The 24,443-nt window shown below is 60.2% G+C and carries 17 protein-coding genes; 12 read left to right on the forward strand and 5 right to left on the reverse strand.

The genetic code is table 11. From position 1 onward, the window contains the following. Positions 1-657: 657 nt before the first annotated feature. Both MTR72_RS34405 and MTR72_RS34410 read left to right on the forward strand, forming a co-directional pair. Complete coding sequence (locus tag MTR72_RS34405; protein ID WP_280966542.1) at positions 658-864, forward strand: hypothetical protein; 207 nt, start codon at positions 658-660, stop codon at positions 862-864. 891 nt (positions 865-1,755) lie between these two features. After that, positions 1,756-2,784 carry an IS110 family transposase gene (locus tag MTR72_RS34410; RefSeq protein WP_280966541.1) on the forward strand — a complete coding sequence of 343 codons (1,029 nt, stop codon included), beginning with the start codon at positions 1,756-1,758 and terminating at the stop codon, positions 2,782-2,784. Positions 2,785-3,103: 319 nt separating this feature from the next. On the opposite strand, the gene MTR72_RS34415 is transcribed toward MTR72_RS34410, so the two are convergent. Beyond that, complete coding sequence (locus MTR72_RS34415; RefSeq protein WP_280966540.1) at positions 3,104-3,583, reverse strand: aconitase family protein; 480 nt, start codon at positions 3,581-3,583, stop codon at positions 3,104-3,106. A 280-nt stretch (positions 3,584-3,863) separates the two neighbouring features. Continuing rightward, positions 3,864-5,774, reverse strand: coding sequence for an acetolactate synthase catalytic subunit (locus tag MTR72_RS34420; RefSeq protein ID WP_341511972.1), 1,911 nt, complete (start codon positions 5,772-5,774; stop codon positions 3,864-3,866). A 252-nt stretch (positions 5,775-6,026) separates the two neighbouring features. On the opposite strand from MTR72_RS34420, the gene MTR72_RS34425 reads away from it, so the two are divergent. The 5 genes from MTR72_RS34425 to MTR72_RS34445 all read left to right on the forward strand — a co-directional run bounded on the left by MTR72_RS34425 (position 6,027) and on the right by MTR72_RS34445 (position 11,582). Continuing rightward, positions 6,027-6,683 (forward strand): protoglobin domain-containing protein, encoded by a 657-nt coding sequence (locus MTR72_RS34425; protein WP_341511973.1) that lies wholly within the window; start codon positions 6,027-6,029, stop codon positions 6,681-6,683. A 103-nt stretch (positions 6,684-6,786) separates the two neighbouring features. After that, positions 6,787-7,170 (forward strand): hypothetical protein, encoded by a 384-nt coding sequence (locus MTR72_RS34430; RefSeq protein WP_280966538.1) that lies wholly within the window; start codon positions 6,787-6,789, stop codon positions 7,168-7,170. A gap of 520 nt (positions 7,171-7,690) precedes the next feature. Further along, positions 7,691-9,145 carry an alpha-hydroxy acid oxidase gene (locus MTR72_RS34435; RefSeq protein ID WP_341511974.1) on the forward strand — a complete coding sequence of 485 codons (1,455 nt, stop codon included), beginning with the start codon at positions 7,691-7,693 and terminating at the stop codon, positions 9,143-9,145. Between the two features lie 101 nt (positions 9,146-9,246). Further along, positions 9,247-11,079, forward strand: coding sequence for a glycoside hydrolase family 15 protein (locus MTR72_RS34440; protein ID WP_280966536.1), 1,833 nt, complete (start codon positions 9,247-9,249; stop codon positions 11,077-11,079). Continuing rightward, positions 11,076-11,582: a hypothetical protein gene (locus MTR72_RS34445; protein WP_280966535.1), complete on the forward strand. Its 507-nt coding sequence runs from the start codon at positions 11,076-11,078 to the stop codon at positions 11,580-11,582. The genes MTR72_RS34440 and MTR72_RS34445 overlap by 4 nt, the downstream gene beginning before the upstream one ends. Before the next feature lie 8 nt (positions 11,583-11,590). Here MTR72_RS34445 and MTR72_RS34450 read toward each other — a convergent pair whose 3' ends face one another. Continuing rightward, a complete protein-coding gene (locus tag MTR72_RS34450; protein WP_280971119.1) occupies positions 11,591-12,619 on the reverse strand; it encodes an SDR family oxidoreductase in 1,029 nt (342 codons plus the stop codon). A 198-nt stretch (positions 12,620-12,817) separates the two neighbouring features. On the opposite strand from MTR72_RS34450, the gene MTR72_RS34455 reads away from it, so the two are divergent. The 3 genes from MTR72_RS34455 to MTR72_RS34465 all read left to right on the forward strand — a co-directional run bounded on the left by MTR72_RS34455 (position 12,818) and on the right by MTR72_RS34465 (position 19,047). Then, complete coding sequence (locus MTR72_RS34455; protein WP_280966534.1) at positions 12,818-14,575, forward strand: thiamine pyrophosphate-dependent enzyme; 1,758 nt, start codon at positions 12,818-12,820, stop codon at positions 14,573-14,575. Positions 14,576-14,750: 175 nt separating this feature from the next. After that, positions 14,751-17,738 (forward strand): FAD-binding and (Fe-S)-binding domain-containing protein, encoded by a 2,988-nt coding sequence (locus MTR72_RS34460; protein WP_280966533.1) that lies wholly within the window; start codon positions 14,751-14,753, stop codon positions 17,736-17,738. A 433-nt stretch (positions 17,739-18,171) separates the two neighbouring features. After that, positions 18,172-19,047, forward strand: coding sequence for a hypothetical protein (locus MTR72_RS34465; RefSeq protein WP_280966532.1), 876 nt, complete (start codon positions 18,172-18,174; stop codon positions 19,045-19,047). Between the two features lie 108 nt (positions 19,048-19,155). Here MTR72_RS34465 and fdhD read toward each other — a convergent pair whose 3' ends face one another. Then, positions 19,156-20,025: a formate dehydrogenase accessory sulfurtransferase FdhD gene (gene fdhD / locus MTR72_RS34470; protein ID WP_341511975.1), complete on the reverse strand. Its 870-nt coding sequence runs from the start codon at positions 20,023-20,025 to the stop codon at positions 19,156-19,158. A gap of 73 nt (positions 20,026-20,098) precedes the next feature. On the opposite strand from fdhD, the gene MTR72_RS34475 reads away from it, so the two are divergent. Then, positions 20,099-22,420 (forward strand): FdhF/YdeP family oxidoreductase, encoded by a 2,322-nt coding sequence (locus MTR72_RS34475; RefSeq protein WP_280966530.1) that lies wholly within the window; start codon positions 20,099-20,101, stop codon positions 22,418-22,420. Positions 22,421-22,481: 61 nt separating this feature from the next. Next, positions 22,482-22,916 carry a PPC domain-containing DNA-binding protein gene (locus MTR72_RS34480; protein WP_280966529.1) on the forward strand — a complete coding sequence of 145 codons (435 nt, stop codon included), beginning with the start codon at positions 22,482-22,484 and terminating at the stop codon, positions 22,914-22,916. 541 nt (positions 22,917-23,457) lie between these two features. Here MTR72_RS34480 and MTR72_RS34485 read toward each other — a convergent pair. Continuing rightward, positions 23,458-24,348: an SDR family oxidoreductase gene (locus MTR72_RS34485; protein ID WP_280971118.1), complete on the reverse strand. Its 891-nt coding sequence runs from the start codon at positions 24,346-24,348 to the stop codon at positions 23,458-23,460. Between the last annotated feature and the right edge of the window lie 95 nt (positions 24,349-24,443).

Here is a 24,443-nt window from a genome sequence, read left to right on the forward strand (position 1 = left end):
TACCCCTGGGACAGGTTCTGTCGGGCGAAGGAGCTTTGGGTTCAAAGTCCTTGGGTGCATCCTACCCCGGCGAGCACATCGGATTTCATCGGCAGGTGCTAGACTATTTCGGGACTGCCAACATGGCGGGTCGCGCACGAATATACAGGGAGGACGGACCCGTCGTAAGAAGCAACCTACGCCGCAGGCGAAACGCGTCACTACGCCTATCGTGGTGGCGAATATACAATCCACGATCTTGAGAACGTCGGTGTCACTAACCTTTGGTTTACGACCGCGGAGTTTCTCGAGACCGCCAAGGCCGTTGGAGCTATTGCGGCCCCTGCCGTCCGAACCCTCGATCAGCAGTGTCCACTGCAGGCAGACTAAGCGCCCCAGCTCGTTGCGGAGCGTAGAACCGCTCAATCCTACGTGTCGGTGTCGTTTAGAGATGTACAGGGCCGCCAAGTCACCGGTTCGCGGATCTACCGTCTCGCCAATGATGTCTGGTCATTGTGATAGAGAGGATATGATCGAGGGACGCTCAGCCCCGCCAGACCCGTGCGAGGATCGCCGCAGGTTGTATCGAAGATGTTGGCTTGCTGTGAAGTACCTTACATCCCAATGTTCCTGCTATGCTAAGATGACGAAGGCTTCTTACTCTGGAGGAGACATCCGATGTTCGCGACAACCAAATGGAACCCCGGAAATAAGGCTCGCGAATGGGTGATGATGGCTGGGGCACTGGTCGTTCAACTCAGCACATTGAATGCAAAAGGACAGAAGGGTGAAAGCGAACCAAGGCAGCCACTCTGGAAACACTTCGACGACACCCATCATTGGGATTCAACCGCGGAGGAATGGATCCCCAACCATGATCGGTGATCGCATCGCTGCAGCCCAATCAGGGTATCAAGAATCTGCTGCAGGCCTACGCCGAGCCACGAATTGATCCGAACCTGTACGGGAGTGCACACAAAAGCGCACATGTCGACTTTTGGGCTGAGCCGAAATCTTCTTCTAGAGCATGCCGACTTTTGGACCAAAACCGGTCCTCGGCTGGTTTCTGATAAAGAACGCATACTTTACACGCGCTTGCTCTTTGTTCCGATTTTAGGAACCACGCTGCGCGACTTCGTATTATCCTCAAGTATTCGCATTATCCTCAAGTAGGAGGATCAGCAATGGCGAAAAAGGCGAAAAAGCAGACCGCCCGAGGCCGCACGCAAGTCCGGCGCCTCGTGCGCCATCCGGCGAAGAAGGCTCGTCGTTCGGCCCGCGCCGTAAAGCGTGCGGCCAAGTACTCGGCTGGAACTGCAACTGGAGCGGTAAAGCGTGCGGCAAAAAAAGCGGCCGGTGGCGTAAAGCGTGCGGCCAGGTACTCGAGTGAAGCTTCAAAGCGCGCGGCCAAGAGAGCGGCCGGCGCCGTAAAGCGTGCCGCCAGGAAAGTAGAGACAAATCTAGAAGGTTGAACCAGAACTTTGACTCACCGGCCAAGCTTGTGATTTGCCGATGCCACGGCGCAAAGCTGGCGACTTAGCACGTAAGCCATGTCGGCTTGTGATTCCGATTCGGACCCCTATAGTGTCCGCTCTCGCGCGGACATCAATCGCGCCCCTGATCCCACTACCGTGTCAATCGGCGTCCAAATTTTGGACGCCGATCCCCCGGCTCAGGGGGTCATATTGCAGACGATGACGTAATTGCGGTCGGCGCCCGCGGCACGAAAGGTCCGCTATCTTCAAGCCTTCCGCAATCTTACGAATCGGAGGGGCTATGAAGCAATTTGTTGGGCTGGATGTCTCGCAGAAAGAAACGTCAGTATGTGTGGTCGACGAGGTAGGTCAGGTCTTGTTCGAGGGAAAGGCCAAGTCCGACCCCGGGGCGCTCACGGCACTGCTTCGCAAGCGAGCTCCACACGCCGAGCGCATTGGTTTTGAGACCGGGGCGATGGCGAGTTGGCTGTGGCACGAGCTTCGTAGGGTCGATCTTCCAGTGGTCTGTATCGACGCTCGGCATGCGCACGCGGCTTTGTCAGTGCGCATGAACAAAAGCGATCAGAACGATGCTCGAGGCCTGGCCGAACTGGTACGGGTTGGCTGGTATCGAGAAGTCAAGGTCAAGAGCGAGGAAAGTCAGAAGATCCGTGCGATACTCGTGGCGAGATCCCGGCTCGTAGCCATTCGTCGAGATATCGAGAACCAGGTCCGCTGTCTCATCAAAGAATACGGCTTGCTGTTCCCCCGTGCGATCGGACTGCAATTCCGCAATCAGGTTCGGGAGCTATTGGGTGAAGATCATCAGCTCCTCAGTGCGATCGCGCCGCTTCTGTCGATCCATGAGCAGATCTGCAAGCAACAAGGCACATTCGACAACGAAGTCCGCCAGTTGGCGAAGTCGGATGAGACGACGCGTCGCCTAATGACGGTTCCTGGTGTTGGCGTGGTGACTGCCTTGACGTTCCGCCATACGAGCGATGATCCATCGCGCTTCCGATCGGCATCAAGCGTCGGCGCCTATCTGGGTCTTACACCGCGGCGCAGCCAATCTGGCGAAACGGACATCAATGGCAAGATATCCCGATGGGGCGACCGTCTGCTCCGGACTTACCTGTTCGAGGCGGCGACGGTGCTGCTTTATCGGACCAAGAAATGGTCTTCTCTCAAGGCTTGGGGAATAAAGCTTGCCAAGCGAATTGGCATGAGAAAGGCAAAAGTCGCCATCGCCCGCAAGATCGCCGTGATCCTCCACTGCGTCTGGGTCGATGGCACACCGTTCCATTGGGGGCAGGCGAAGGAAGCCTGATCCTATTTATTAGCTCCTGGTCCGGTTCGCCGGACTAGCGATGTCCCGCTGGGACGGTGGTTGTGACGACCTCGTTCATTCGGCTGGTGGCGGCTCGACCGTACCCTGCTGCAGACGTTGAGGCGTCCGCCCCGGACATCATCATGAGGCGCTGCGCGACCTCGGAAAGGACCATGACCCCAGCGATGGCATCAGACCCAACGACGCCAAACCGCAACCGGACTGGCATCGTCATCACCCGCGCTCGCCCTGTCTACGCAATGGCGGGCTCCGACAGGTCGAGCGCTACCGCCTTCAAGAAAGGAGACACCACTTGACATCAAACCGCAATTAAAGGGCCGAATGACACTCCGGGACCGTGATACTCGACGATCCGCCCATTGCCGCCCGATACGTCGTGACGGCGCAGGAGCTCGAGGATGACGTCCTTGGCGCTGATCCAATCCGGAAGCGCGCCTGTCAAGCGAATTCCCCAGATCTCCGGCATCGGTATATGGAACGGCTCGCCAGCCAGCGCCAGAGAGACAGAGAGGCCGCCCGCGCCGATCGCGAGCATGCCGATCGCGCCTGCAGCCGGTGTATGTGAGTCCGCGCCGACCAACGTTTTGCCCGGGATGCCGAAGCACTGCTGATGGACGGGATGGCTGATGCCATTGCCGCTTCGCGAGAACCACATGCCATAGCTGCGGGCTGCGCTCTCGAGCATGAGATGATCGTCAGCGTTCCTGCTGTCGCCCTCGACGACAAGGTGGTCAATATAGGCGACCGCGGTTTCAACATGGACGCGGTCAACGCCCATGGCCTCGGGAGCGCACAAAGTGCACCATTGGCATCGTGCATCAGCACCTGGTCGACCTTGAGAGCGATCTCATGACCCGAGCGCATGTTGCCATTGACGAGATGCGCCGCAATAAGCTGACGCGTCAAATTGTCGGTCATCGGAGCTGCCTCCGAATTTTATTGGAAGTCATGATCGCGTAGCTGTGCCGGAGAAGTTCTCGATCAGACCAATAGCTCAGTTCGCTAAAGCATGCCGTGCCTGTCGGTTCCTCGGGTGTGCATCCGGGCCAAGCAATGCTCTACGGCACCGGATCTTGGATCACGCGTCCCTTCTGCAACCGATCTAACGTTCCATCGTAGAGCGCGATCGGCGGATGACTGCCAGGATCGGTCAATACGTCGAGCAAAGCCACGGTGTCGGACCTGGCTGCGCGATCGAATGCCGCATCGAGGTCCCGCGCGTGCTCGACCAATTCGCCATAGCCACCGCAGGCACGCGCAATCGCGGCGTGATCGACACGGTCCAGATGACCGGCACTGGTGTAACGACCGAATTTGGCTGTTTCGGCATCTTTTTGATAGCCGAGCACACCGTTGTTGAGCACCACGACGGTCACACGTATGCCGGTCCGCACGGCGGTTTCCAGCTCGGCCCAGGCATGCCCAAATCCGCCGTCGCCAACCACAACGATGACCTCTCCATTTTGGCGTGCCAGCTTTGCGCCGAGCGCGAGCGGCAAGCCCCAGCCGAGTCCCGCAAGGCTCCGAGGCGAAATCACGCGCGTTGTGGGGTGATTTGTTCGAAGCTGGCCCGCAACCCAACTCGAGGAGTAACTCGCGTCCGCGGCTATCACCGTCTCGGGGCCCAAGCGCTTCTGGATCGCACTGAGGACGCGCTCGGCGCGAATGGGCTCGGTGTCCGCCAGGAGCGGCGCGCGTTCGCGCTCGAATGCTGCCCAAGCATCGGCAACGCGACGCTCGATCGATTGTCGATCTCTCGCGTGGCAGCCGAGCGCATCAGTGAGCGCATCGAGCGTCGCGCGGGCGTCGCCGAGTAGACGCACTGCTTCGTAGTTGCGGCCAATCTCCTGCGGGTCGATATCGATGTGGAGGACACACGCGCTGTCCGGGATCAGCGACCAGCGGTCGGTGCCGTCCTCGTTGGTGCGATTGCCGACGAGCAGCACGACATCAGCTTGCTTTACGAGCGGCTTGATCTGCCTGCCAAGCCCAGCCGGGCCGGTGAGATTGCCGATGACGCCCATGGCGAGGGGATGCGTTTCGGGAATCGCGCCCTTGCCCATGCTGGTCGTCGCGACAGGAACAGCAGCTTTTTCGGCAAAGCGAAGCAGCGCCTCACACGCATTTGATCCGTGCACCCCGCCGCCAGCGATCACGATGGGGAGGCGAGCGCAGTCGATGAGCCGCGCCGCCTCGCGGATGATACCATCGTCGGGGCGTGATCGGTCGAGCGGCCAGGTGCCGAACCGCATCTTGCGATGTCGGCCGTCGTCCAGATGCGCCTTGTGCAGATCGACGGGAAGCATAAGGCAAGCCGGGCCCGGCTTGCCGGTCGTGGCAGCGATGAAGGCCCGATCGAGATGATCTTCAATGCCATCAACGCTTTCGACGAGATGAAACCACTTGGTCACCGGTCCCAACAACGCCTTGTGATCATATTCCTGAAAAGCGTTCTTGCCGATGTGCGACCGGTCCACTTCCTGCATGATGGCGATGATGGGTATTCCTGCCTTCATGGCTTCAGCAAACGGGGCGACGGCGAGTGCCGCAGCGGGACCATTTTGGCAGATCATGACCGGCACGCGGCCGGAGACGCGCGCGAACCCGTCGGCAATCGCTCCGCCGGCATTCTCCTGGCGATAGGTGATGTTGCGGATACCGCGATCTTCGCAGGCCAGCACTAACGCGGTCGGCACGCTCTGTCCCAGAATGAACTCAACGCCATGGCGCACGAGTCCATCGGCGACAACATCGACGAGAGTACGCGACGTATTAGCCATCATCACAGAATCACAGGCCCTCAAAAAGCTGCGTTTCCAACATCGCCCGCCACCTCGCGATTCGAGTATCCTCCATTGGGTGTGTCGCTTCAAAGATGGTAGTCGATCTTCAGGTCTGGCCCAGTGGGCATTCGAATCGTGCCTGAATAGCCAGGTGCGCCTGACAACCGCGACACCCGTACCCAACATGGATCGCCTCAACCTGTTCCTCCTGATGCGGGCTAACTCAAAACGGCTCGGGCAAGGCCGCTCCAAATTGGAGGCCTGCATCAGTTGGAGATCACGTATCCCGTTTTGATGGCCGCTCCTTTGCAACGTCCCGAACCTCCGGGCGTTCGGCCCGCACATGGCGGCCTGCATCGAGGCTTTTGCCAAAAACCTGATCCGCCGGAGACGTGGCATCTCTGTCGCTGCAATTCGGGTCGAAGAGCCCGAAAAGGAATGGCTGGGGCAATCGTGTATCGTTCCGTCGAACAACAAGGAGGATCAACGATGGATGCCCCAGGCAAACAACAGAAGATCCCGGGTTATGATTACGGAACCGACAAGGTGGCCAAATCGCCGATCTCCCTCGAGGAATGGGAAGAGTTGAAGAAATCGGCTCTGTTTTCGGAGGAGGACGTTGTTTACCTGCGCATGTCAGAGCGTATCCTCGCCGACCAGGTTGAAGATTTGCTCAAAGTCTGGCGTGGCGTCATCTTCGATCACCCCCATCTTCGCGCTTATGACGAAGATCCAAAAACGCACGAAGTCGACGCGGAGTATGCAAAGGCAGTCGCACGGAGATTTGGCCAATGGGTGATCGACACGGCCCGGGCCAAATATGACCAAGCTTGGCTCGACTATCAGTACGAAATCGGACTGAGACATCATCGCTCCAAGAAGAACAAGGCGGACCACGGACACACGCTGGGCCACATCCGCGCGCGCGACCTGCTCGCATTCTGCGCGACGATCATCGTGCCGATGAGGCCGTTCCTGGCCAAGAACGGACATCCTCCCGATATCGTTAACCGGATGTATGATGCCTGGTGGAAATCGATGATCCTCCAGGCAACTCTGTGGGCCCAGCCTTACGTCCGGGAAGGCGACTTCTAACAGCTAACCTCGTGGTCAATTGCAGGAAAGGGGGCGACCGAGCACTGCCGAGGAATTTAGTCACAGCCTACGACGCCGGTCGAACGGATGTACTTTGCCTGGAATGATGCGCTATCTCACGACGATGCGGGTGGCCTCCTTGCACTTTATGCCGAGGATGGTCTGGTTCGAAAGCCCACCTGTACCGCATCTGTTGGGCATCGAAAGAGGGTATCTGCGTGGGCACAAGGAGATGCAGCCCCTGTTCGACCCCCTTGCGATCCGAAAGCCTCCGGTGCGCCAGTATTATCGAACTGGATACCTCACCGATGGCAAGCGACGGGTCTGGGAATATCCGCGCGATGCCGGCAAAGGCGAACAGATGGATCTTGTGGAAGCGATGGATCTCAACGACCATAGTCTCATCCAGCGCCACTGCGTCAATTGGGGTTGGTTCGGTTTTCGTATACTTCAGCGCAACGAGTATCACCGCGATCAGGACGAATAATGCTTCGAGACGAGCGTCGCAAGACGATCGGTGTCAGATTCCAGTTCCGCGGATTTGCTCTCATCAGGTGATCGCAGCCCTTGATCGACAATATCACTATTGCTGCTTCACCGATCTACGACGAGGAGCAGCTTGCGCTGATCACTTCGGTTGCGGCGGTAGCTGATCGGGAGGGGTGCACAGTGTTTCGATGCACAAGCGGGACGACGAAACCGCCGCCATTGCCGGACATCTATATCAGTCCAGAGGAAGCCACGAGCGCCCCTGGTCCGGACGTCAACGGCACGCGGCGCGAGCATGGCGGGCGAATTCATGAGCGCGTTCACCGCGTTCCTCAGGTGGGGTCAATCAAACTATTGCGGCGGCCTCGCCCGATCGCGAATCCTCCAAGGGGGAACCAAAGCAGCCGGCGGACAATTGTCAAAAGCAGACGCTGCAGCCCGCGGCCGGACTGAGAAGTCCCTCGACCGAGCGGCGATTGCAAGGGGCTTCGCCACGGCGTTCGCGAAGACGACAGATCATGGGCGGCGTCAGTGCGCCGACGGATCTTCCCGCATTCGGTCGCTTTGGCTGCACGCGCGTGATCGAGGCTCCAATGCAGGCTTTGGACAGGTTTGTTCCCCACCGCATCATGGATCATGACCTCGCTCGCCTGTTGGCGTGTGCTCTTGCAGGCTTCGCGGGTGCCGTTGCCGGCGTCGCGTTGGCGCGCCGGGGGGATCCGATCGGGCACGAGCCAAATCGCCATACGCAATTGGCGCAACTCAATGATACACCCTCGCGGCGGTACTACACCGGCTTCAACCCACAGCGAGCGATTGCCATCTCCGATCTGCGCGCGATGAGCCACAAGCGGCTACCGCGCTTTGCACTCGAATATCTCGAAGGCGGCGCAGAAGATGAGGCCGCGATGTTTGGTGAGCGGCATGCCTTTGCCGATTGGCGCTTCATGCCCAGGACGCTGGTCGACGTCTCTCGTCGCACGCTCGCGACCGGTATTCTTGGCCGCTCTGCCGCCATGCCGCTGGTGGTTTCACCCACTGGCCTCAACGGCATCCTCCGCACTCATGGTGATAGCGCGCTGGCCCAGGCCGCGCTGCGTGCGAACGTTCCATTTGTCCAAAGCACGATGTCGAACGACACGATGGAGCAGGTGGCCCGCGCCGCACCTGGCGTACGCCACTGGTGGCAGCTCTATGTCTTCGGCGGCGATGAGATATGGCAGGAACTCCTCCGCCGTGCCGAACGCGTCGGGTGCGAAGCTCTTGTGTTGACGACTAACGCCCAGATATTCGGTGACCGCGAGTGGCAGCGCCGCAATCAGATCGGGAAGAAGCGGCTTTCGGCGTCGGCAGCCCTCGAAAGCCTCACGCATCCGCTCTGGTTTGCCGAAAATCCGCTGTCGCACGGGCTGCCGAACTTTGCCAACATCATCGAGTTCGTGCCCAGGGATCAGCGCAGCTTCTTCGCTGCCTCAAGCTGGATCCGGATGCATCAACCGACCTCGCTCGGTTGGGACACGGTCGCAAAAATACGCGAGCGCTGGAAGAAGCCTTTCATCCTGAAGGGCATTCTCTGTCCCGATGATGTGCGCCGCGCGCTCGACAGCGGCGTGGATGGAGTTGTGCTGAGCAGCCATGGCGGTCGCCAACTGGACTGGACGATTTCGCCGCTCGATCTCCTGCCGGTGGCGCGGGATATCGTCGACCAAAAGATGGCTCTTTATATGTCAGGCGGCATCCGGCGAGGGACCGATATGCTCAAGGCTTGCGCGCTGGGCGCCGACGCGGTTTGGGTGGGGCGAGCACCTCTGTACGGCCTTTGCGCTGCCGGGGCTGCAGGTGCCGTCCGCGCTCTCGAAATCCTCAAGATCGAGGCATTGGATGCGATGGGCCTGCTGGGTGTGAGCCGGGTGGACGAGCTTGGCCCGCATCTTCTCGCGCACATGGGCCTCGTACGTCGGGAACCAAAGTAGCTCGGCGGCGTCAATTTTTACGGATCATGTGGCGTCCTGGCGCAACCGAGCCAGAACCACAAGGCCTTGGTCCAAACGACATCAAGCGCCGGAGATCGACATTGAACCGGCAGACGTCACGTGCTGGAGAAATCCATCAACCGGAAATCAAGGACTACGCCATTATTGGCGATTGCAGAACGGCCGCCCTGATCTCGCGGGAGGGGTCGCTCGATTGGTTGTGCTTGCCGAACTTCTCCAGCCCGAGTGCATTTGCCCGCCTGCTTGACCCGGCCGCCGGTCACTTCTCCATCAAGCCACATTCATCATTTGTTGTCGAACGCCACTATGTGCACGCGACAGCCGTGCTCGAAACGACGTTTGCAACGGACAGCGGCATTGTGCGGCTGATCGACCTCTGTCCGATCTCGGACAGCGTAGGGTCCCTTTCACCCATGCGTGAGATTCTGCGCATTGTTGAGGGCGTCGCAGGCTCTGTCGACCTAGACATCGAGTTCGCGCCGCGACCGCACTATGGGCGCGCGCGACCTCCGATCCGTAAGCTGACCGACGCCGTGTGGCGCTGCGGATGCGCGGATGAGCTGCTCCTCCTCAACAGCAACGTCGATCTGCTCTATGATGGAGCAATGCTGAAGGCAGCGTTCCGCACGACAGTGGGCGAGCGCCAGTATTTCAGCATTTCTTATGTCGAGCGCGACGTCGGTACAATCGCCCCGGTCGGCCCTGACGCCGACGCTCGCTGCGATGACACGATCGCGTGGTGGCGCGACTGGAGCAGGGCCTGCAATTTCCAGGGGCGTGAGCGAGATGCTGTGCTGAGAAGTGCCATCATGCTCAAGCTGATGACGTTCTGCCTTTCCGGCGCGATTATCGCAGCACCCACCACATCCGTTCCGGAGGCGATCGGTGGCGAGCGCAATTGGGATTATCGATACTGCTGGCTTCGAGACGCGGGACTGACCATGAGCTCGCTGGTCGATTTGGGCTTTCATGAGGAGGCGTCGGCATATCTGGGCTGGTTGCTGCACGCCACGCGCCTGACGCGACCAAATCTGAACAGCCTCTATGACGTCTACGGACGCTCAAATTTGCGAGAATGGACCGTTGATTGGCTCGCCGGCTATCTGAACACCGCCCCGGTTCGCGTCGGAAATGACGCGATCACGCAGCTTCAGCTTGATGTACACGGTCAGGTGATCGCCGCCGCGCATATCTTTGCTGCCTCGGGCAGTGAACTGAGCCCATTGGAGGCGCGAATGCTCGTCGGCTTCGGCGACGTGATCTGCAAGCGGTGGCGAGAGCCGGATAACGGCATGTGGGAGATCCCGGGATCACGTCGCCCATATACATTCTCAAAAGCCATGTGTTGGGTGGCGTTAGACAGGCTGATGTCCCTGCACGACCGGGGAGCGATCGATATTGGATCTCGCGAAAACCGGTTTCGCCGGACGCGTGCGGAAATCGCCGAATGTATCGAAGCGCGAGGGTTTAGCACAGAGCTCAACAGTTACACAGCAGAGCTCGGTGGAGCGGAGATCGATGCGGCGATGCTATTGCTCATTTGCTTCGGCTACACGCGTGCATCAGACTCGCGAATGGTCTCAACCTACAACCTGCTTGAGAAGGAACTCGGTTGCGACGGCCTGCTCTATAGATATCGCCCGGGATATGATGGTCTCAGCAGCAGGGAAGGCGCCTTCGGGATCGTCAGTTTCTTTGCGGTCGTTCACCTGGCGGAGCGCGATTTTGTTCAGGAAGCGGTGCAACGCTTCGATCGTCTGTGCGGATTTGCAAATGACGTCGGCCTGTTTGGTGAAGAGATAGAACCTCGTTCCGGAAGAGCGCTGGGCAACTATCCTCAAGCCTTCACCCATGTCGGGCTGATCTATTCCGCACTGGCAATCGAGCGGGCCCGTCGGAGAGCCGGCCAGTGAGCGCGCTGAACGGATCTTCCTTGTATTTGCCTCTATGGGCGCTGATCGCGACCCTGGTGATGACGTCTATTCTGGAGGCCAGCCGCGGTCTCGGATTTTCGCGACTGAGCCTGCCATTGCTGATCGGTACTTTTTTTACGGGGCAGCGTGGACGTGCAGTGATCGCCGGGTTCACCGTTTATGTGATCGGCGGATGGCTGTTTGCATTCATCTATTTCCTGCTGTTTTCGAGTGTTCGGATTTACACTTGGTGGTTCGGAGCGCTCGCCGGTTTTGTGCACGGCGTGTTTCTCCTGACGTGCGCGCTGCCTCTGTTGCCGTTCGTGCATCCTCGGATGGCGTCGGAATACCATTCCGCGAGCTCGATCCGGCAGCTCGAGCCGCCTGGTTTCCTCGCAATGAACTACGGCTACCATACACCCTTGAGCACCTTGATCGCCCAGGTCGTATATGGCGCGACGCTTGGCGGTTTCACCCAGATCACACACTGGGCGAGTTCGTGACGGAGCCTCTAGTTGTACCGTGTGCGCAACGTTCCGCGCGAATGAGACCGGATCAGCAGGCCAAGCGTCAGGAGGGCAGCCCCGCATGCAACGACCGGTGCTATGCGGGCGACAGTGCCGCGAGCCACAATCGCGTTACTTCGGGATTCGTCTCCAAAGCTCCCACGGGTGCGATGCAGTTCGCGGATTGGCTCCAAAAGATTGTCCTTGCGATAAGGCGCGACGGGCTTCCTGGTCTGCTGTCCGCTGACGGTCGTTCCCGCGACGTAGCGATCGAACAAACCGGGAGCCAGCATGTTTCCAAGGACGACGGCCAGCGTGCTCGAGCCGACCCAATATTCCCGCGCGGGGCGCAGGGCTGCTCGGTAGAGCGCGTCTGCGATCACTTCCGGCTGAACGACCGGCGGTACCGGACGGGGTTGATGCTTCATATGGGTGCGTGCCCAATCGAACTGCGGTGTATTGACGGCCGGCAGTTCCACGATCGTGATTCTGATGCGGGAGCGCGCATGGATGAGTTCGGTGCGAAGGGAATTCGTGAACCCGCGGATGGCGTGCTTTGCGCCGCAATAGGCGGCCTGCAATGGGATGCCGCGAAACGCCAGGGCCGAGCCGACCTGAATGATTGAGCCGCGATTGCGCGGACGCATGTGGCGGAGCGCGGCCATCGTGCCGTGGACAACGCCAAGGTAAGTGACATCGGTGACGCGACGGAATTCTTCCGGCGTCAGATCCCAGACCGGCGAGAAGACGGTAACCATCGCATCATTGATCCAGATGTCGATCGGTCCGAGTTGCCGGGCAATGGCATCCGCCGCGGCAAAAACCTGGTCCGCATCCGCAACGTCCGCCGGCGCCACAAAGCCACTTCCACCAAGCCTTTCGATCTCGTCTTTCACGTCGGTCAGGGCAGCCTCGTCACGGGCGATCAGTCCGATCCTTGCGCCTGCTCGCGCAAACCGATGAACGGCGGCCCGTCCCACGCCGGCGGATGCCCCCGTAATCACAACCGTGCGGTTTCGAAATTCACCTGGCATCCGGCTCGTCATCCTCCCTGGCTGGCTTGTAAAGCGACGGCGGGGCGATCAGGCCACTGCCGAGCAAACCGCGCGGGGCATCGGGGAGTTCCATGGAATCAAAGACATCGGCGTCCCCGTCGAAGGTTGGTAGGAACGCTCTCGGCTACGATCCGTTCTTCCATCGACGGGCGACGTTGAAATTGCGGATAAGGTCCCATGGCATCTCCTACTGCATCAGACGTCCTGGTCGAGAAGCTGCTCGACTGGGGCGTGGACACTGTTTTTGGCCTTCCCGGTGATGGGATCAACGGAATCATCGAAGCGCTGCGCACACGCCAGGACCGGATCAAATTCATTCAGGTACGTCACGAAGAGGCTGCGGCGTTCAACGCCTGCGCCTACGCAAAGTGGACCGGCCGGCTTGGCGTATGCATTGCAACCTCCGGCCCCGGCGGCATTCATCTTCTCAATGGTCTCTATGACGCCAAACTCGATGGGCAGCCGGTCCTCGCCATCACGGGGCTCCAGTTTCATGACCTGCTTCACACCTTCACCCAGCAGGATGTGGAACTGGACAAGCTCTTCATGGATGTCTGCGTCTATAACAGCCGCATCATGGGACCTCAGCATGTTGAGAATGTCATGGAGCTGGCCTGTCGTTCCGCGCTCGCCTATCGCGGCGTTTCGCACGTCACAGTGCCAGTCGATATGCAGGCTCAACCAGTGAGCGCCGACAAGAAGTCGGAGCGTAACGTCGCCCATCACGTTTCGGACCTGATGGCCCGCTCTGCACAGGCTCCGAGCGACGAACAGCTCGGCCGTGCTGCTGCGATCCTCAATGCCGGCAAGAAAACGGCCATTCTCGCTGGACGCGGCGCGCTTGAGGCGCGTGACCAGGTCTTGGTTGTGGCTGAGCGTCTCGCGGCGCCTGTCATCAAGCCATTGCTGGGCAAGGGGGTGATTCCCGACGACAGTCCGTTCTCGGCGGGCGGCATTGGCCTGCTTGGCACCAAGCCTGCGCAGGAGGCGCTGGAGGGCTGCGACACGCTGCTGATCGCTGGCAGCGCGTTTCCGTACATCGAGTTTTATCCCAAGCCGGGACAGGCGCAGGCGGTGCAAATCGAACTCGATCCGATGCGGATAGGCCTGCGCTATCCAGTTGCGGCAGGCCTGGTCGGCGACACCGGCAAGGCGCTTCAGGCGCTTCTGCCCCGGCTGGACTACCGGGACGATCGGTCCTTCCTGGAAACGGCCCAAGTCGGCATGAAGGAATGGAGCGAGCTGATGACCGAACGGGGCACACGTGACGACAAGCCGATGAAGCCGGAAGTCGTCGCATACGAACTCGACAAGCTCCTTGCCGACGACGCAATCGTGTCAACCGACTCCGGAACGATTACGACCTGGATCGCGCGTCATCTCGTGATGCGCGGAAACATGATGTTCTCCTGCTCGGGCAATCTTGCGACCATGGCCTGTGGCTTGCCATACGCGATTGCCGCAGCGGTTGCCTATCCGGGTAGGCAGGTCGTTGCATTTGTAGGTGACGGCGGCCTCACCATGCTGATGGGTGAACTTGCGACCTGCGCAAAGTATGGCCTCGACGTGAAGATCGTGGTGATCAAGAACAACGCGCTTGGTCAGATAAAATGGGAGCAGATGGTATTTCTGGGCAATCCCGAATACGTTTGCGAGCTCCAGCCAATCGACTTTGTCGCCGTGGCGCGCGGCTTTGGCGTCAATGCCTTCAGTGTCGATGATCCGAAGCGCTGCCGCGAGGTTCTGCGCCAGGCGCTGAACACGCGTGGCCCAGTCCTGGTCGAGGCGGTCGTCGATCCGCACGAGCCACCAATGCCACCGAAGGCGACATTGAAGCAGATCAAGAACTTTGCCGAGTCGCTCGCGCGCGGTACGCCGGCGGGTGGGAAAATCGCACTGACGGTGGCCTCGGACGTTGTCCGTGAAATCACCTGAGTAGCCCGAACAGCGCTTCGCGGTGCTTCGGTAAAAACGTCGAAGCGAGCGAGGCGCGTGGAAAGGTGAAAGGCCGCCGTGGCGCCGAGGCGCACCGGCTCTCGCGCCGCATTCGCGGTCGAGAGCTCCACTTGCCCGCGATTTAACCGCGCGTTCATGCGGCAGAGGAGACTTGATGAGCCACATTCTTGAAGTCGACCATAGCAAGGCGCGCGCTTCACAACGCCGTATCGAGCGGGCGCCGGACGGCCGGATCATCGGCGAGCAAACTACCGGTCCGCCTCCAGAACAGTATGAGCAGCTCGCGCGTGAACTTGCCAGCGTCGTGGATGGCGAAGTGCGGTTCGACCCGGGCGACCGGGCCCTGTACGCCACCGACGCATCGAACTATCGGCAGGTGCCAATCGGCGTTGTGATCCCGCGTTCGGCCGCAGCCATCGTCAGAACTGTCGAACTCTGTCGCAAGTTCGATGTTCCCATCGTCATGCGTGGCGGCGGGACGAGTCTCTCGGGTCAAGGCTGCAACTTCGCCGTATTGATCGATTGCTCGAAATATCTCAATCGCGTCATCGCCGTCGATACCGTTTCGCGGATCGCGGAAGTCGAGCCCGGCTGCATCCTGGACAATCTGCGCGCAACTGCCGAACGCAATCACCTCACCTTCGGGCCGGATCCTGCGACGCATGACCACAACACCCTTGGCGGCATGATCGGCAACAATTCATGCGGCGTCCACTCGGTGATGGCGGGCCGTACCTCAGATAACATCGACTCGATGGACATTCTCACCTATGACGGCATTCGCCTTGAGGTCGGTCGGACCGGAGAGGAGGAATTCCGGCAGCATCTGGCTTCGGGTGGACGACGGGCGCAAATCTTCCGCCAGTTGGACGAATTTCGCTGGCGCTATCGCGATCTCATCCTGGCGAAATATCCGAAGATTCCGCGCCGTGTATCCGGCTACGAGAATCTGGATGAGCTGATGCCGGAGCACGGGTTCAACGTCGCGCGAGCGCTCGTTGGAACCGAAGGTACATGCGCAATCGTTCTGCGTGCCAGGCTCAATCTGGTGCCAAGTCCAAGGCATCGCGTGCTCGTTATCATCGGGTTTGACGATGTTTACCGCGCAGCCGATGCGGTGCCCGACGTGCTACCCTACGGGCCAATCGGACTTGAAGGCTTTGACCGGCTGCTTGTCGAATTCGTCAAGCGAAAGCACCTTCATCCCGAAAACGTAAAGGTGCTGCCAGCGGGAGGCGGATGGCTGATCGCGGAATTCGGCGCCGAGACGAGCGATGACGCAATAGCGAAAGCCAATCCGTTGGCCGAGGAATTCAGCCGACGCGGTCACGAAGCGAAGCTGGTCGCTGATTCCAAGCAGCAGGCCAAGATCTGGGAAGTTCGCGAAGCCGCGCTCGCGGCGACCGCCCACGTGCCAGGCTTTCCAGAAACCCATCCCGGATGGGAGGACAGCGCGGTCCCTAGGGAAAATCTCGGCCACTATCTGCGTGAGCTCAAGGCGCTCTATCGCAATCATGGTTATGACGCATCCGTTTATGGTCACTTTGGCGATGGGCTTGTGCATTGCCGCGTGCCGTTCGATCTGCGCACGGAGGCCGGCCTAGCTAACTGGCAGCGTTTCCTCGATGAGGCCGCAGATCTCGTCGTGCGCTATGGCGGCACACTGTCCGGCGAGCACGGCGACGGCCAGGCTCGCGCGAGCCTTTTGGAAAGAATGTACGGGCCCGAGCTTATGCAGGCCTTCCGCGAGTTCAAGGCGATTTGGGATCCGAATGGAAAGATGAATCCGGGAAAGGTGATCGATCCATTTCCGCCAACATCGAACTTGCGGATCGGACCCAACTATCAGCCGCCTGATCTGCCAACGTATTTTTCCTACGGGGAGGACTCCAATAGTTTCGCGAAGGCGACACGCCGCTGCGTGGGCGTCGGCGCCTGCCGTCGTCGCGACAGCGAGAAGGGCGTCATGTGCCCGAGCTACATGGCGACCAACGAGGAGAAACATTCGACGCGCGGGCGCGCGCGCCTCCTTTTCGAGATGCTGCATGGCGGGCCGATCGACGATCTATGGCGCAGCGCGGAGGTGGAGGACGCACTCGATCTTTGCCTCGGCTGCAAAGGCTGCAAGAGCGACTGCCCCGTGCAGGTGGACATGGCCACCTACAAGGCCGAATTTCGTGCGCATCATTACAAGGGACGATTGCGCCCGCGGGCAGCCTACACCATGGGTCTGATCCACGAATGGTCGCGCCTGGCAAGTTCCGCCCCCTGGTTGGCCAATGCCGTCTTCCAATGGCCGGGCCTTTCTGCGGCGGCGAAATGGGCTGGCGGGATTGCGCCGCAGCGTAGGATACCAAGGTATGCAGGCCAGTCGTTCGTGCAGTGGTTCCGGGAGCGGGGCACGCGCAGAGGCGGCGAGACCGTTATGTTGTGGCCGGATACATTCAACAACTATCTCAGGCCTCAAACGGCAATTGCAGCCACCGAGGTTCTCGAGGCACTTGGTTACACCGTGACGATTCCCGACCGCATTCTATGCTGCGGGCGGCCGTTGTACGACTGGGGTATGCTGGATCGCGCCAAGAAGCTTTGGGAACGCACGTTCGCTGCGCTCGCGCCGGCCTTGAGGGCGGGTATGCCGATTGTCGGCCTTGAGCCGGCTTGTGTCAGCGCGTTCCGTGACGAGCTGCCAGGTCTCTTTCCCGGGCGCGAGCACGCCGAACGCCTCTCGCAACAGACCCTGTTCTTCACGGAGTTTCTCGATCGGCACGTTCCGCATGAGGAGCTCGGCCGGACTTCAGGCGCGGCATTGGTGCAGCTTCATTGCCACCACCATGCGGTGCTGGAGTCGCAAGCCGAGCAGCGCGTTCTCGACCAATTGGGGCTCGACTACCAGATCATGAAGTCAGGCTGCTGCGGAATGGCCGGAGCGTTCGGATTTGAGCGGGAAAAATATGACCTGTCCATCACGGCGGCTGAACGCGCCATGATGCCGCTGATCAGAAACGCGGCCTCCGATACGGTCATCCTGGCGAACGGGTTCAGTTGTCGGGAGCAGATCGAGCAGGGCACTGGCCGCAAGACTAAGCACATCGCAGAGCTATTGGCCAATGCGGTCGGCGCGGCGAGCGCCGCGAATTGATGGGGGGCGATCCGGAGCGGAAACATGCGAACTAAACCACCTGATAAAAATCGCAAGGAGCGCGGAGCCCATCGACGGGACGAGGTTTCGGGCAACCAAGAAGACGGTGCAAGCAATGGGTCATCTGCGCGCCGCGCAAAAGCCAGGACAGGCGCCGTTGCTCATGAAGTGCACGAAGGCAAGCTCATCAAGAAGCCTGCCACGGAAGGCGGGACGTAGATTTGGGCCGTTGGGGACATACGAAACTTGAGACAACGCTATCTGGCGCGCGGCACGGTCAGCTCCAAACTGGAACCTTCCGAACTAGCTGCAATTATCGGTCGGGGAGGAACTGGAGGAGGACTGAAATGAACCAGCTGATCTATCTGATCGGCCTAATCGTCGTGATTATGGCCATCCTTTCGTTCTTCGGTCTGCGCTGAGGACTTTGATCATGACCATCGAGGGTCCCACATTCATCGAAGACGAAGCGCCGACAATTCCCGATCAAGGGCGATATTTGCGATGGACGCCTATCGTCGCAGGCGGATTCGTCGCGACGGCTTTCACCTTTATTCTTGTGACCTTTGGCGTCACCATCGGTCTCGGTGTCAGCTCTGCCTCGCCAACATGGCGAGACGCGTCGATCGCGCTGTCGCTGCTCTCCGGCCTCTATTTGATCTTGCAGGCGATCGTCAGTTTTGGCCTAGGCGGCTATATTGCGGGGCGAGTTCGCGGCGGCATCGATGCGACTAGTGGTGCGGAAAGGGAAATGCGCGACGGATTTCATGGGCTGGCGGCATGGGCGCTCGCGGTTCTGCTTGGCGCTGTGCTGGCAGGCATTGTTAGCGCGGCCGCGGTCAATCGCGCCTCTTCATCAACGACAATGGTCAACAGTACGGTTGCCGAGCCGCTCCTGAGCTACGAACTCGATCGGCTATTGCGCTCGCCGCGTCGACCTGCGAATGCTGATATCAGCGCCGAGCGCGCCGAGGCGAGCCGGATTCTCATGACCTCGTCGAGCCACAACGGTGTGAACGGAGATGACCGGACCCATCTGATGCAACAGATCCAGGCGCTGACGGGCCTTTCGGCCGGAGACTCCGAGCGACGGGTCGACCAGGCGATCGCGAGCTCGAAAACGGCGATCACTCATGCGCGTCGCAGCACGATCGTTCTCGCGTTCTCCGTGGCCGCCGCCACACTGCTCGGGGCTGTGAGCGCCTGGGCGGCAGCAGTGGCGGGTGGTCGGCACCGCGACGGCGCGCCGCTTCCGGAGTGGATGGCCTTTGCCGACAGATTAGAGCCAAAGAGAACGGCCGTGCCATAGGCTCAGTCCGCGGGCGGACCGGCGTGCCAGCCATTCGATCGTGAGCGCACCGCCGGGCGCCTGGGCAGCGATTGCGCCTATGCGGGCCAGATATTCGCGCGCATAACATCAGAGAATTCTGGCGAAATGGCTGAAGACCTCGAATTCGCGTCCGCGGGCGATGCCGACCAGCGTGATGCCGTTGGCCTCAGCCGTCCGTATTGCGAGCGCGGTGGGCGCTGAAATTGCGATGATGACGCCGGCGCCGATCGCGGCGGTCTTTTGCACCATCTCGACCGATATCCGGCTCGTGAGGATGACGGCGCCAGCGGGTCCCGATATTCCCTCCACCGCAAGGGCGCCGGCAAGCTTGTCGAGCGCATTGTGGCGGCCGACGTCCTCGCGCACGATCATGTCTCTCCTGCCGGGCTGGAAAAATCCGGCGGCGTGTGTGGCGTGCGTCTTGTGATTAAGGAGTTGCAATGCGGCCAGGGTATCAATGGAAACGCAGATCTGTTCGGGCGTGAGGTAGACTTCCTGCTGAACCGGTCGAGCAATCCGGTTGGCCTCACGCAAGCTTTCGATCCCACACAGGCCGCAACCCGTCGGCCCAACCAGGCGACGTCGTCGTTCTTTTAGCAGGCGGCCGGCGTTCGGCCGCAGCCACATTCGCAGTTCGATGCCGTCGGGAGCCGGAGCTATCGTTAGCTCCGCGATCTCGCCGATGTCCTGGATGATCCCTTCCGTCAGGCTGAAGCCGACTGCGAGATCAGTCAGATCCGTGGGCGTGACCATGAGAACTGCAACCGTCGTTCCGTCGTAGACGAGCGCGACCGGACTTTCCTCCGCCACCGTGCGCTCGTCATACGTATAGCTTGATGTGAGCCGAGGCATTCTGACTGTAGCTGCGGGCGTGGACATGCGATCGCGCCCGCCGGGTTGGGAGCCGAGCATGATATTGGTCCTTACGACGATTTGTCGACGCGCGAGCTGCAGCAAGGTTCCGAACGCAAAGGAACTTGCAATCGCCTCTTATGTTTTCCGTTCGGGAGCTGCAGTCAAAGGGCATGCCATGAGACAAAAAGCTAAGGTCGAAAACTATGTTGCTCCGGCCGGCGGCTGGGGATCGCTCAATGCCGTCATCCATATTTTGACGCAGGAAGAAGTCGCGATTCTTGGCAGCGAGATCCTGTTGAAGCAGAACAAGCCCGGCGGCTTCATGTGCGTGAGCTGTTCCTGGGCAAAGCCTGCAAAGCCGCATCCGTTCGAATTCTGCGAGAACGGCGCCAAGGCGACGGCTTGGGAAGTGACAAGAAAGACCGTCACGCCGGAGTTCTTCGCGCAACATAGGCTGGCTGAACTGCGGACATGGTCCGACCATCAATTGGAGGAGCAGGGGCGTTTAACGACGCCGATGCGCTACGATCCGAGCAGCGACAAATACGTGCCGGTTGGATGGAACGAGGCGTTCCGGGAAATCGGCGCGGAACTGAACAAGCTCGATCCGCGTACGGTCGTCATGTACACTTCGGGCCGGGCGTCACTCGAAGCGAGCTACATGTACCAGTTGTTCGGCCGGATGTACGGTACCAATAATTTTCCGGACAGCTCGAACATGTGCCACGAGACGACGTCTGTGGCGCTGCCGCAGGTGATCGGATCCCCCGTTGGCACGGTGCTGTTAAAGGATTTCGAAAGTACCGATTGTATCTTTTTCTTCGGGCACAATACGACCACCAACGCGCCGCGCATGCTGCATCCGCTCCAGGAAGCCGCTCAGCGCGGCGTGCCGATCGTGACTTTCAATCCGCTCCGCGAGCGGGGTCTCGAGCGCTTCGTCAACCCGCAAAATCCCCTTCAGATGATCGCGGGTGCCACGCGGATCAGCACGCAATATCATCAGGTCCGGGTCGGCGGCGATGCCGCGGCGATCGTCGGGATCTGCAAATGGGTTATCGAGTCGGATGACCTTGCGCGGGAGCATGGAAATCCGCGTCTCATCGACGTCGAGTTCATCCGGCAGCACACGGCGGGCTTTGAGGAGTTTTCCGCCTTTTGCCGCGCGCAAGAATGGAGCGAGATCGAGAGGGCATCAGGGCTTTCGCGATCTGCGATGCTTGAGGCTGCAAACACGTATATGGCGGCAAAGGCTGTGATCGCTAACTACGGCATGGGCGTCACCCAGCACAAGCACGGTGTCGAGACCACCAAGATGCTTGTGAACCTGCTGCTGTTGCGGGGCAATATCGGCAAGCCGGGCGCCGGCATTTCGCCCATCCGGGGGCACTCGAACGTGCAGGGTCAGCGGACGGTCGGTATCTCCGAGAAGACCAAGCTCGTGCCGCTCGACAAGCTCGCCGAACTCTACGGTTTTGAGCCGCCGCGGTGGGATGGTCTGTCGACGGTGGACGCCTGCGAGGGCATCCTGAAGGGGGATGTCCGCGGATTTGTCAGCCTTGGCGGAAATTTTGTGCGTGCCGTCCCCGAGCGATCCCTGATGGAGCCCGCATGGTACGGTTTGCGCCTGTCGGTGCAGATTGCGACAAAACTCAATCGCAGCCACATCGTGCCGGGCGAGGTCACATATCTTCTGCCGTGCCTCGGCCGGATCGAGATCGACCAGCAGGCGAGCGGCGCGCAGGCCGTGTCGATGGAGGATTCCACCGCCTGCATTCATGGTTCGCGCGGTCAGCGCAAGCCGGTGGCCGAGCACGCCTTGTCGGAGCCGGCGATTATCGCCGGCATTGCGAGAGCGACGCTCAAGCCCAATCCCAAGGTCGATTGGGACGCCTGGATGGCCGACTATTCTAGGGTGCGGGATGCCATCGAGCGCACCTATCCCGACCAGTTCAAGGATTTCAACAAGCGTATGTTCGAGCCCGGAGGGTTTCCGCGACCGCTTGCGGCCCGCGAGCGCAGATGGATGACGCCCAACGGCAAGGCGAACTTCACCGTTCCCAAGGCGGCCTTCGCGCCGCCGCGGGAGCGCGACGGCGTCTACGAGTTGATGACGATGCGCGCCGATGGTCAGTTCAACACGACGATCTACACGGAAGACGACCGCTTTCGTGGCGTTCAGGGCAGCCGCTACGTCATCTTCATGAATCCGGTCGACATGGAGGTGGACGGCCTGAAAGCGGGAGACACCGTCACGCTGGTGACCGAAGCAGGTGATGGTGTCGAACGAAGCTTAAGCGAACTCCAGGTTGTGCCCTACGACATTCCGCGCAGGAACATTGCAAGCTACTATCCGGAGTGCAATGGGCTGATCCCACTGTGGCACTATGCGCAAGGCAGCAAGGTTCCTGCGGGAAAGTCCGTTCCGGTGCGTCTATTCAAGGATGTCGTGCCCGAACTCATGGAGGGCGGGGAGATACCGATCTCGGCCACGTAGTCGCAATTAGATCCGGCATGACGCATTGCAAATAGTGGAAATCGCAACAGCAGGACTTCCCATGAAATCGAAGACGATTAACTCCGGCGCGGAGCGGACCTTTATCCTGATTCTCGATCCGGAAGAGGAGGCATTCAAATCCATCACCGAATTTGCCGATCGCGAGCAGGTCACCGGGGCTTCGGTGTCCGCGATCGGCGCCTTCTCAAAGGCAAAAGTCGGCTGGTTCGACCTTGCCGCCAAGAAGTACAAGCCGATCGAGGTCAATGAACAATGCGAAGTCCTGAGCCTGCTCGGCGATGTGGCGCAAGGCGATGATGGCAAGTCCAGCCTTCATCTGCATGCCGTCCTGGGCTTGCAAGATGGCACGCTCCGCGGCGGTCACCTCCTGTCTGGATCGGTTCAACCGACCCTCGAGGTGACGATCACGGAAACCGCGGTTCACCTTCGCCGCAAGAAGCGTTCCGATCTCGGCATCGCTCTCATCAGCATCTAGTGGAGGGCGCGAACTGCCGAGCTGGGGAGCTCAAGCATCAGGCGGGCGGTCCGTGAGAAGCAACGACTATCGCAGTGAGAGAAACGCCTTCAGCCGCATGGACTGCTCGCAATGAGGCGCGGAACGCTGTCCGTCGTTGGTCGTTGAGGTCACGAGGCTTTGGACGATGGAGGCTCCAATGAAAACATCAAGACTGATCGCCGGCGCCGCAATAGTCGTGGCAACCGCGACGTCGCCGGCGATGGCACGCGACTATTGCGACGCGCACCGCTGCTATCATCACTATAGCGGTGGACCTGTGGGGACCGCAGCTGGTGCGGCCGCAGGGATCGCCGGCGCAGCAATTGGCACCGCTGGCGCGATCGCTACCGCTCCGTTCCGGAATTCGTATGCATACGACCGGCCGTACTACCGTCCTAACGACTTTGCCTGTCGTCCCGGAACCTGGTTTCGCGGCCCCGATGGGCGACGCCATCCTTGTCAGTGATGAAATCCTGGTCAGGAAGCTCCACGCGGGCAGCGTTGTGTGGAGCTTCTGCTATTACGGTTGCCCCGATCCGCCCGCCGCACCATAGATTTGGCCCGTAGCGTAGCTGGCATCCGCCGCTGCAAGCTGGACGTAAATTGACGCGAGCTCGGCCGGCTGACCGGGACGGGAGAGCGGGGTCTGGTCGCCAAATTTTTCGAGCTTCTCCATCGATGCACCACCGGACACCTGAAGCGGGGTCCAGATCGGCCCCGGCGCAACGCCATTGACGCGAATGCCCTTCGGGCCCAGTTGCTTGGCGAGAGATTTCACATAGTTCGTCGTGGCAGCCTTGGTCTGGGCGTAATCATACAGCTCCGGTGAAGGATCGTAAGCCTGCTCGGAGGCCGTGCCGATGATGCACGCGCCGGCTTTTAGATGGGGCAGAGCCGCCTTGATGATCCAGAATGGCGCATAGATGTTGGTTTTCATCGTCGCGTCGAAATCCTCGGAAGAGATGTCGAGGATCGATTCGCGTGATTGCTGCCTGGCAGCATTGGAGACAACGATATCGAGGCCGCCAAGTTCCTTTATGGCCTGCTGGACAAGCCTTTTGCAAAACGCTTCGTCCCGCAGATCGCCCGGGATCGCGACTCCGTTTCGTCCTTCCTTTCTGATGATGGCGATCACGTCCTGCGCGTCAGGCTCTTCGGTCGGGAAGTAGTTGATGGCAACGTCGGCACCTTCCCGCGCGAAAGCGATGGCGGCCGCTCTGCCCATGCCGGAGTCGCCGCCGGTGATGAGCGCTTTGCGGCCCAACAATCGGCCAGAGCCCTTATAGCTGGTCTCGCCATGATCGGGCCGCGGCTCCATCTGGCCCGCCAATCCAGGCCAAGGCTGCGATTGCCGCTTGAACGGAGGCTTCGGATATCGGCTGGTTGGATCGATGAGGTCTTGCTCTACCATGGGCTCATTCCTTTCGCGACGGGGGCGGAGAGGGAAGCTCCGGCCGCGCCGATCAGAGTCTGGCGCGAGAATGCGTGTCTGGACTTCACAAAGAA

The sequence above is a fragment of the Bradyrhizobium sp. ISRA442 genome, assembly GCF_038085055.1.
Taxonomy (GTDB): domain Bacteria; phylum Pseudomonadota; class Alphaproteobacteria; order Rhizobiales; family Xanthobacteraceae; genus Bradyrhizobium.

What these genes read in the sequence shown, in the direction of transcription:
- MTR72_RS34425 (WP_341511973.1), top strand. Translation starts at nt 6,027, where the DNA reads ATGGCTGGGGCAATCGTGTATCGTTCCGTCGAACAACAAGGAGGATCA.
- MTR72_RS34455 (WP_280966534.1), top strand. Translation starts at nt 12,818, where the DNA reads ATGGCATCTCCTACTGCATCAGACGTCCTGGTCGAGAAGCTGCTCGAC.
- MTR72_RS34465 (WP_280966532.1), top strand. Translation starts at nt 18,172, where the DNA reads ATGACCATCGAGGGTCCCACATTCATCGAAGACGAAGCGCCGACAATT.
- MTR72_RS34415 (WP_280966540.1), bottom strand. Translation starts at nt 3,583, where the DNA reads ATGGGCGTTGACCGCGTCCATGTTGAAACCGCGGTCGCCTATATTGAC.
- MTR72_RS34480 (WP_280966529.1), top strand. Translation starts at nt 22,482, where the DNA reads ATGAAATCGAAGACGATTAACTCCGGCGCGGAGCGGACCTTTATCCTG.
- MTR72_RS34420 (WP_341511972.1), bottom strand. Translation starts at nt 5,774, where the DNA reads ATGTTGGGTACGGGTGTCGCGGTTGTCAGGCGCACCTGGCTATTCAGG.
- MTR72_RS34435 (WP_341511974.1), top strand. Translation starts at nt 7,691, where the DNA reads ATGGGCGGCGTCAGTGCGCCGACGGATCTTCCCGCATTCGGTCGCTTT.
- MTR72_RS34460 (WP_280966533.1), top strand. Translation starts at nt 14,751, where the DNA reads ATGAGCCACATTCTTGAAGTCGACCATAGCAAGGCGCGCGCTTCACAA.
- MTR72_RS34405 (WP_280966542.1), top strand. Translation starts at nt 658, where the DNA reads ATGTTCGCGACAACCAAATGGAACCCCGGAAATAAGGCTCGCGAATGG.
- MTR72_RS34450 (WP_280971119.1), bottom strand. Translation starts at nt 12,619, where the DNA reads ATGCCAGGTGAATTTCGAAACCGCACGGTTGTGATTACGGGGGCATCC.
- MTR72_RS34475 (WP_280966530.1), top strand. Translation starts at nt 20,099, where the DNA reads ATGAGACAAAAAGCTAAGGTCGAAAACTATGTTGCTCCGGCCGGCGGC.
- MTR72_RS34430 (WP_280966538.1), top strand. Translation starts at nt 6,787, where the DNA reads ATGATGCGCTATCTCACGACGATGCGGGTGGCCTCCTTGCACTTTATG.
- MTR72_RS34485 (WP_280971118.1), bottom strand. Translation starts at nt 24,348, where the DNA reads ATGGTAGAGCAAGACCTCATCGATCCAACCAGCCGATATCCGAAGCCT.
- MTR72_RS34410 (WP_280966541.1), top strand. Translation starts at nt 1,756, where the DNA reads ATGAAGCAATTTGTTGGGCTGGATGTCTCGCAGAAAGAAACGTCAGTA.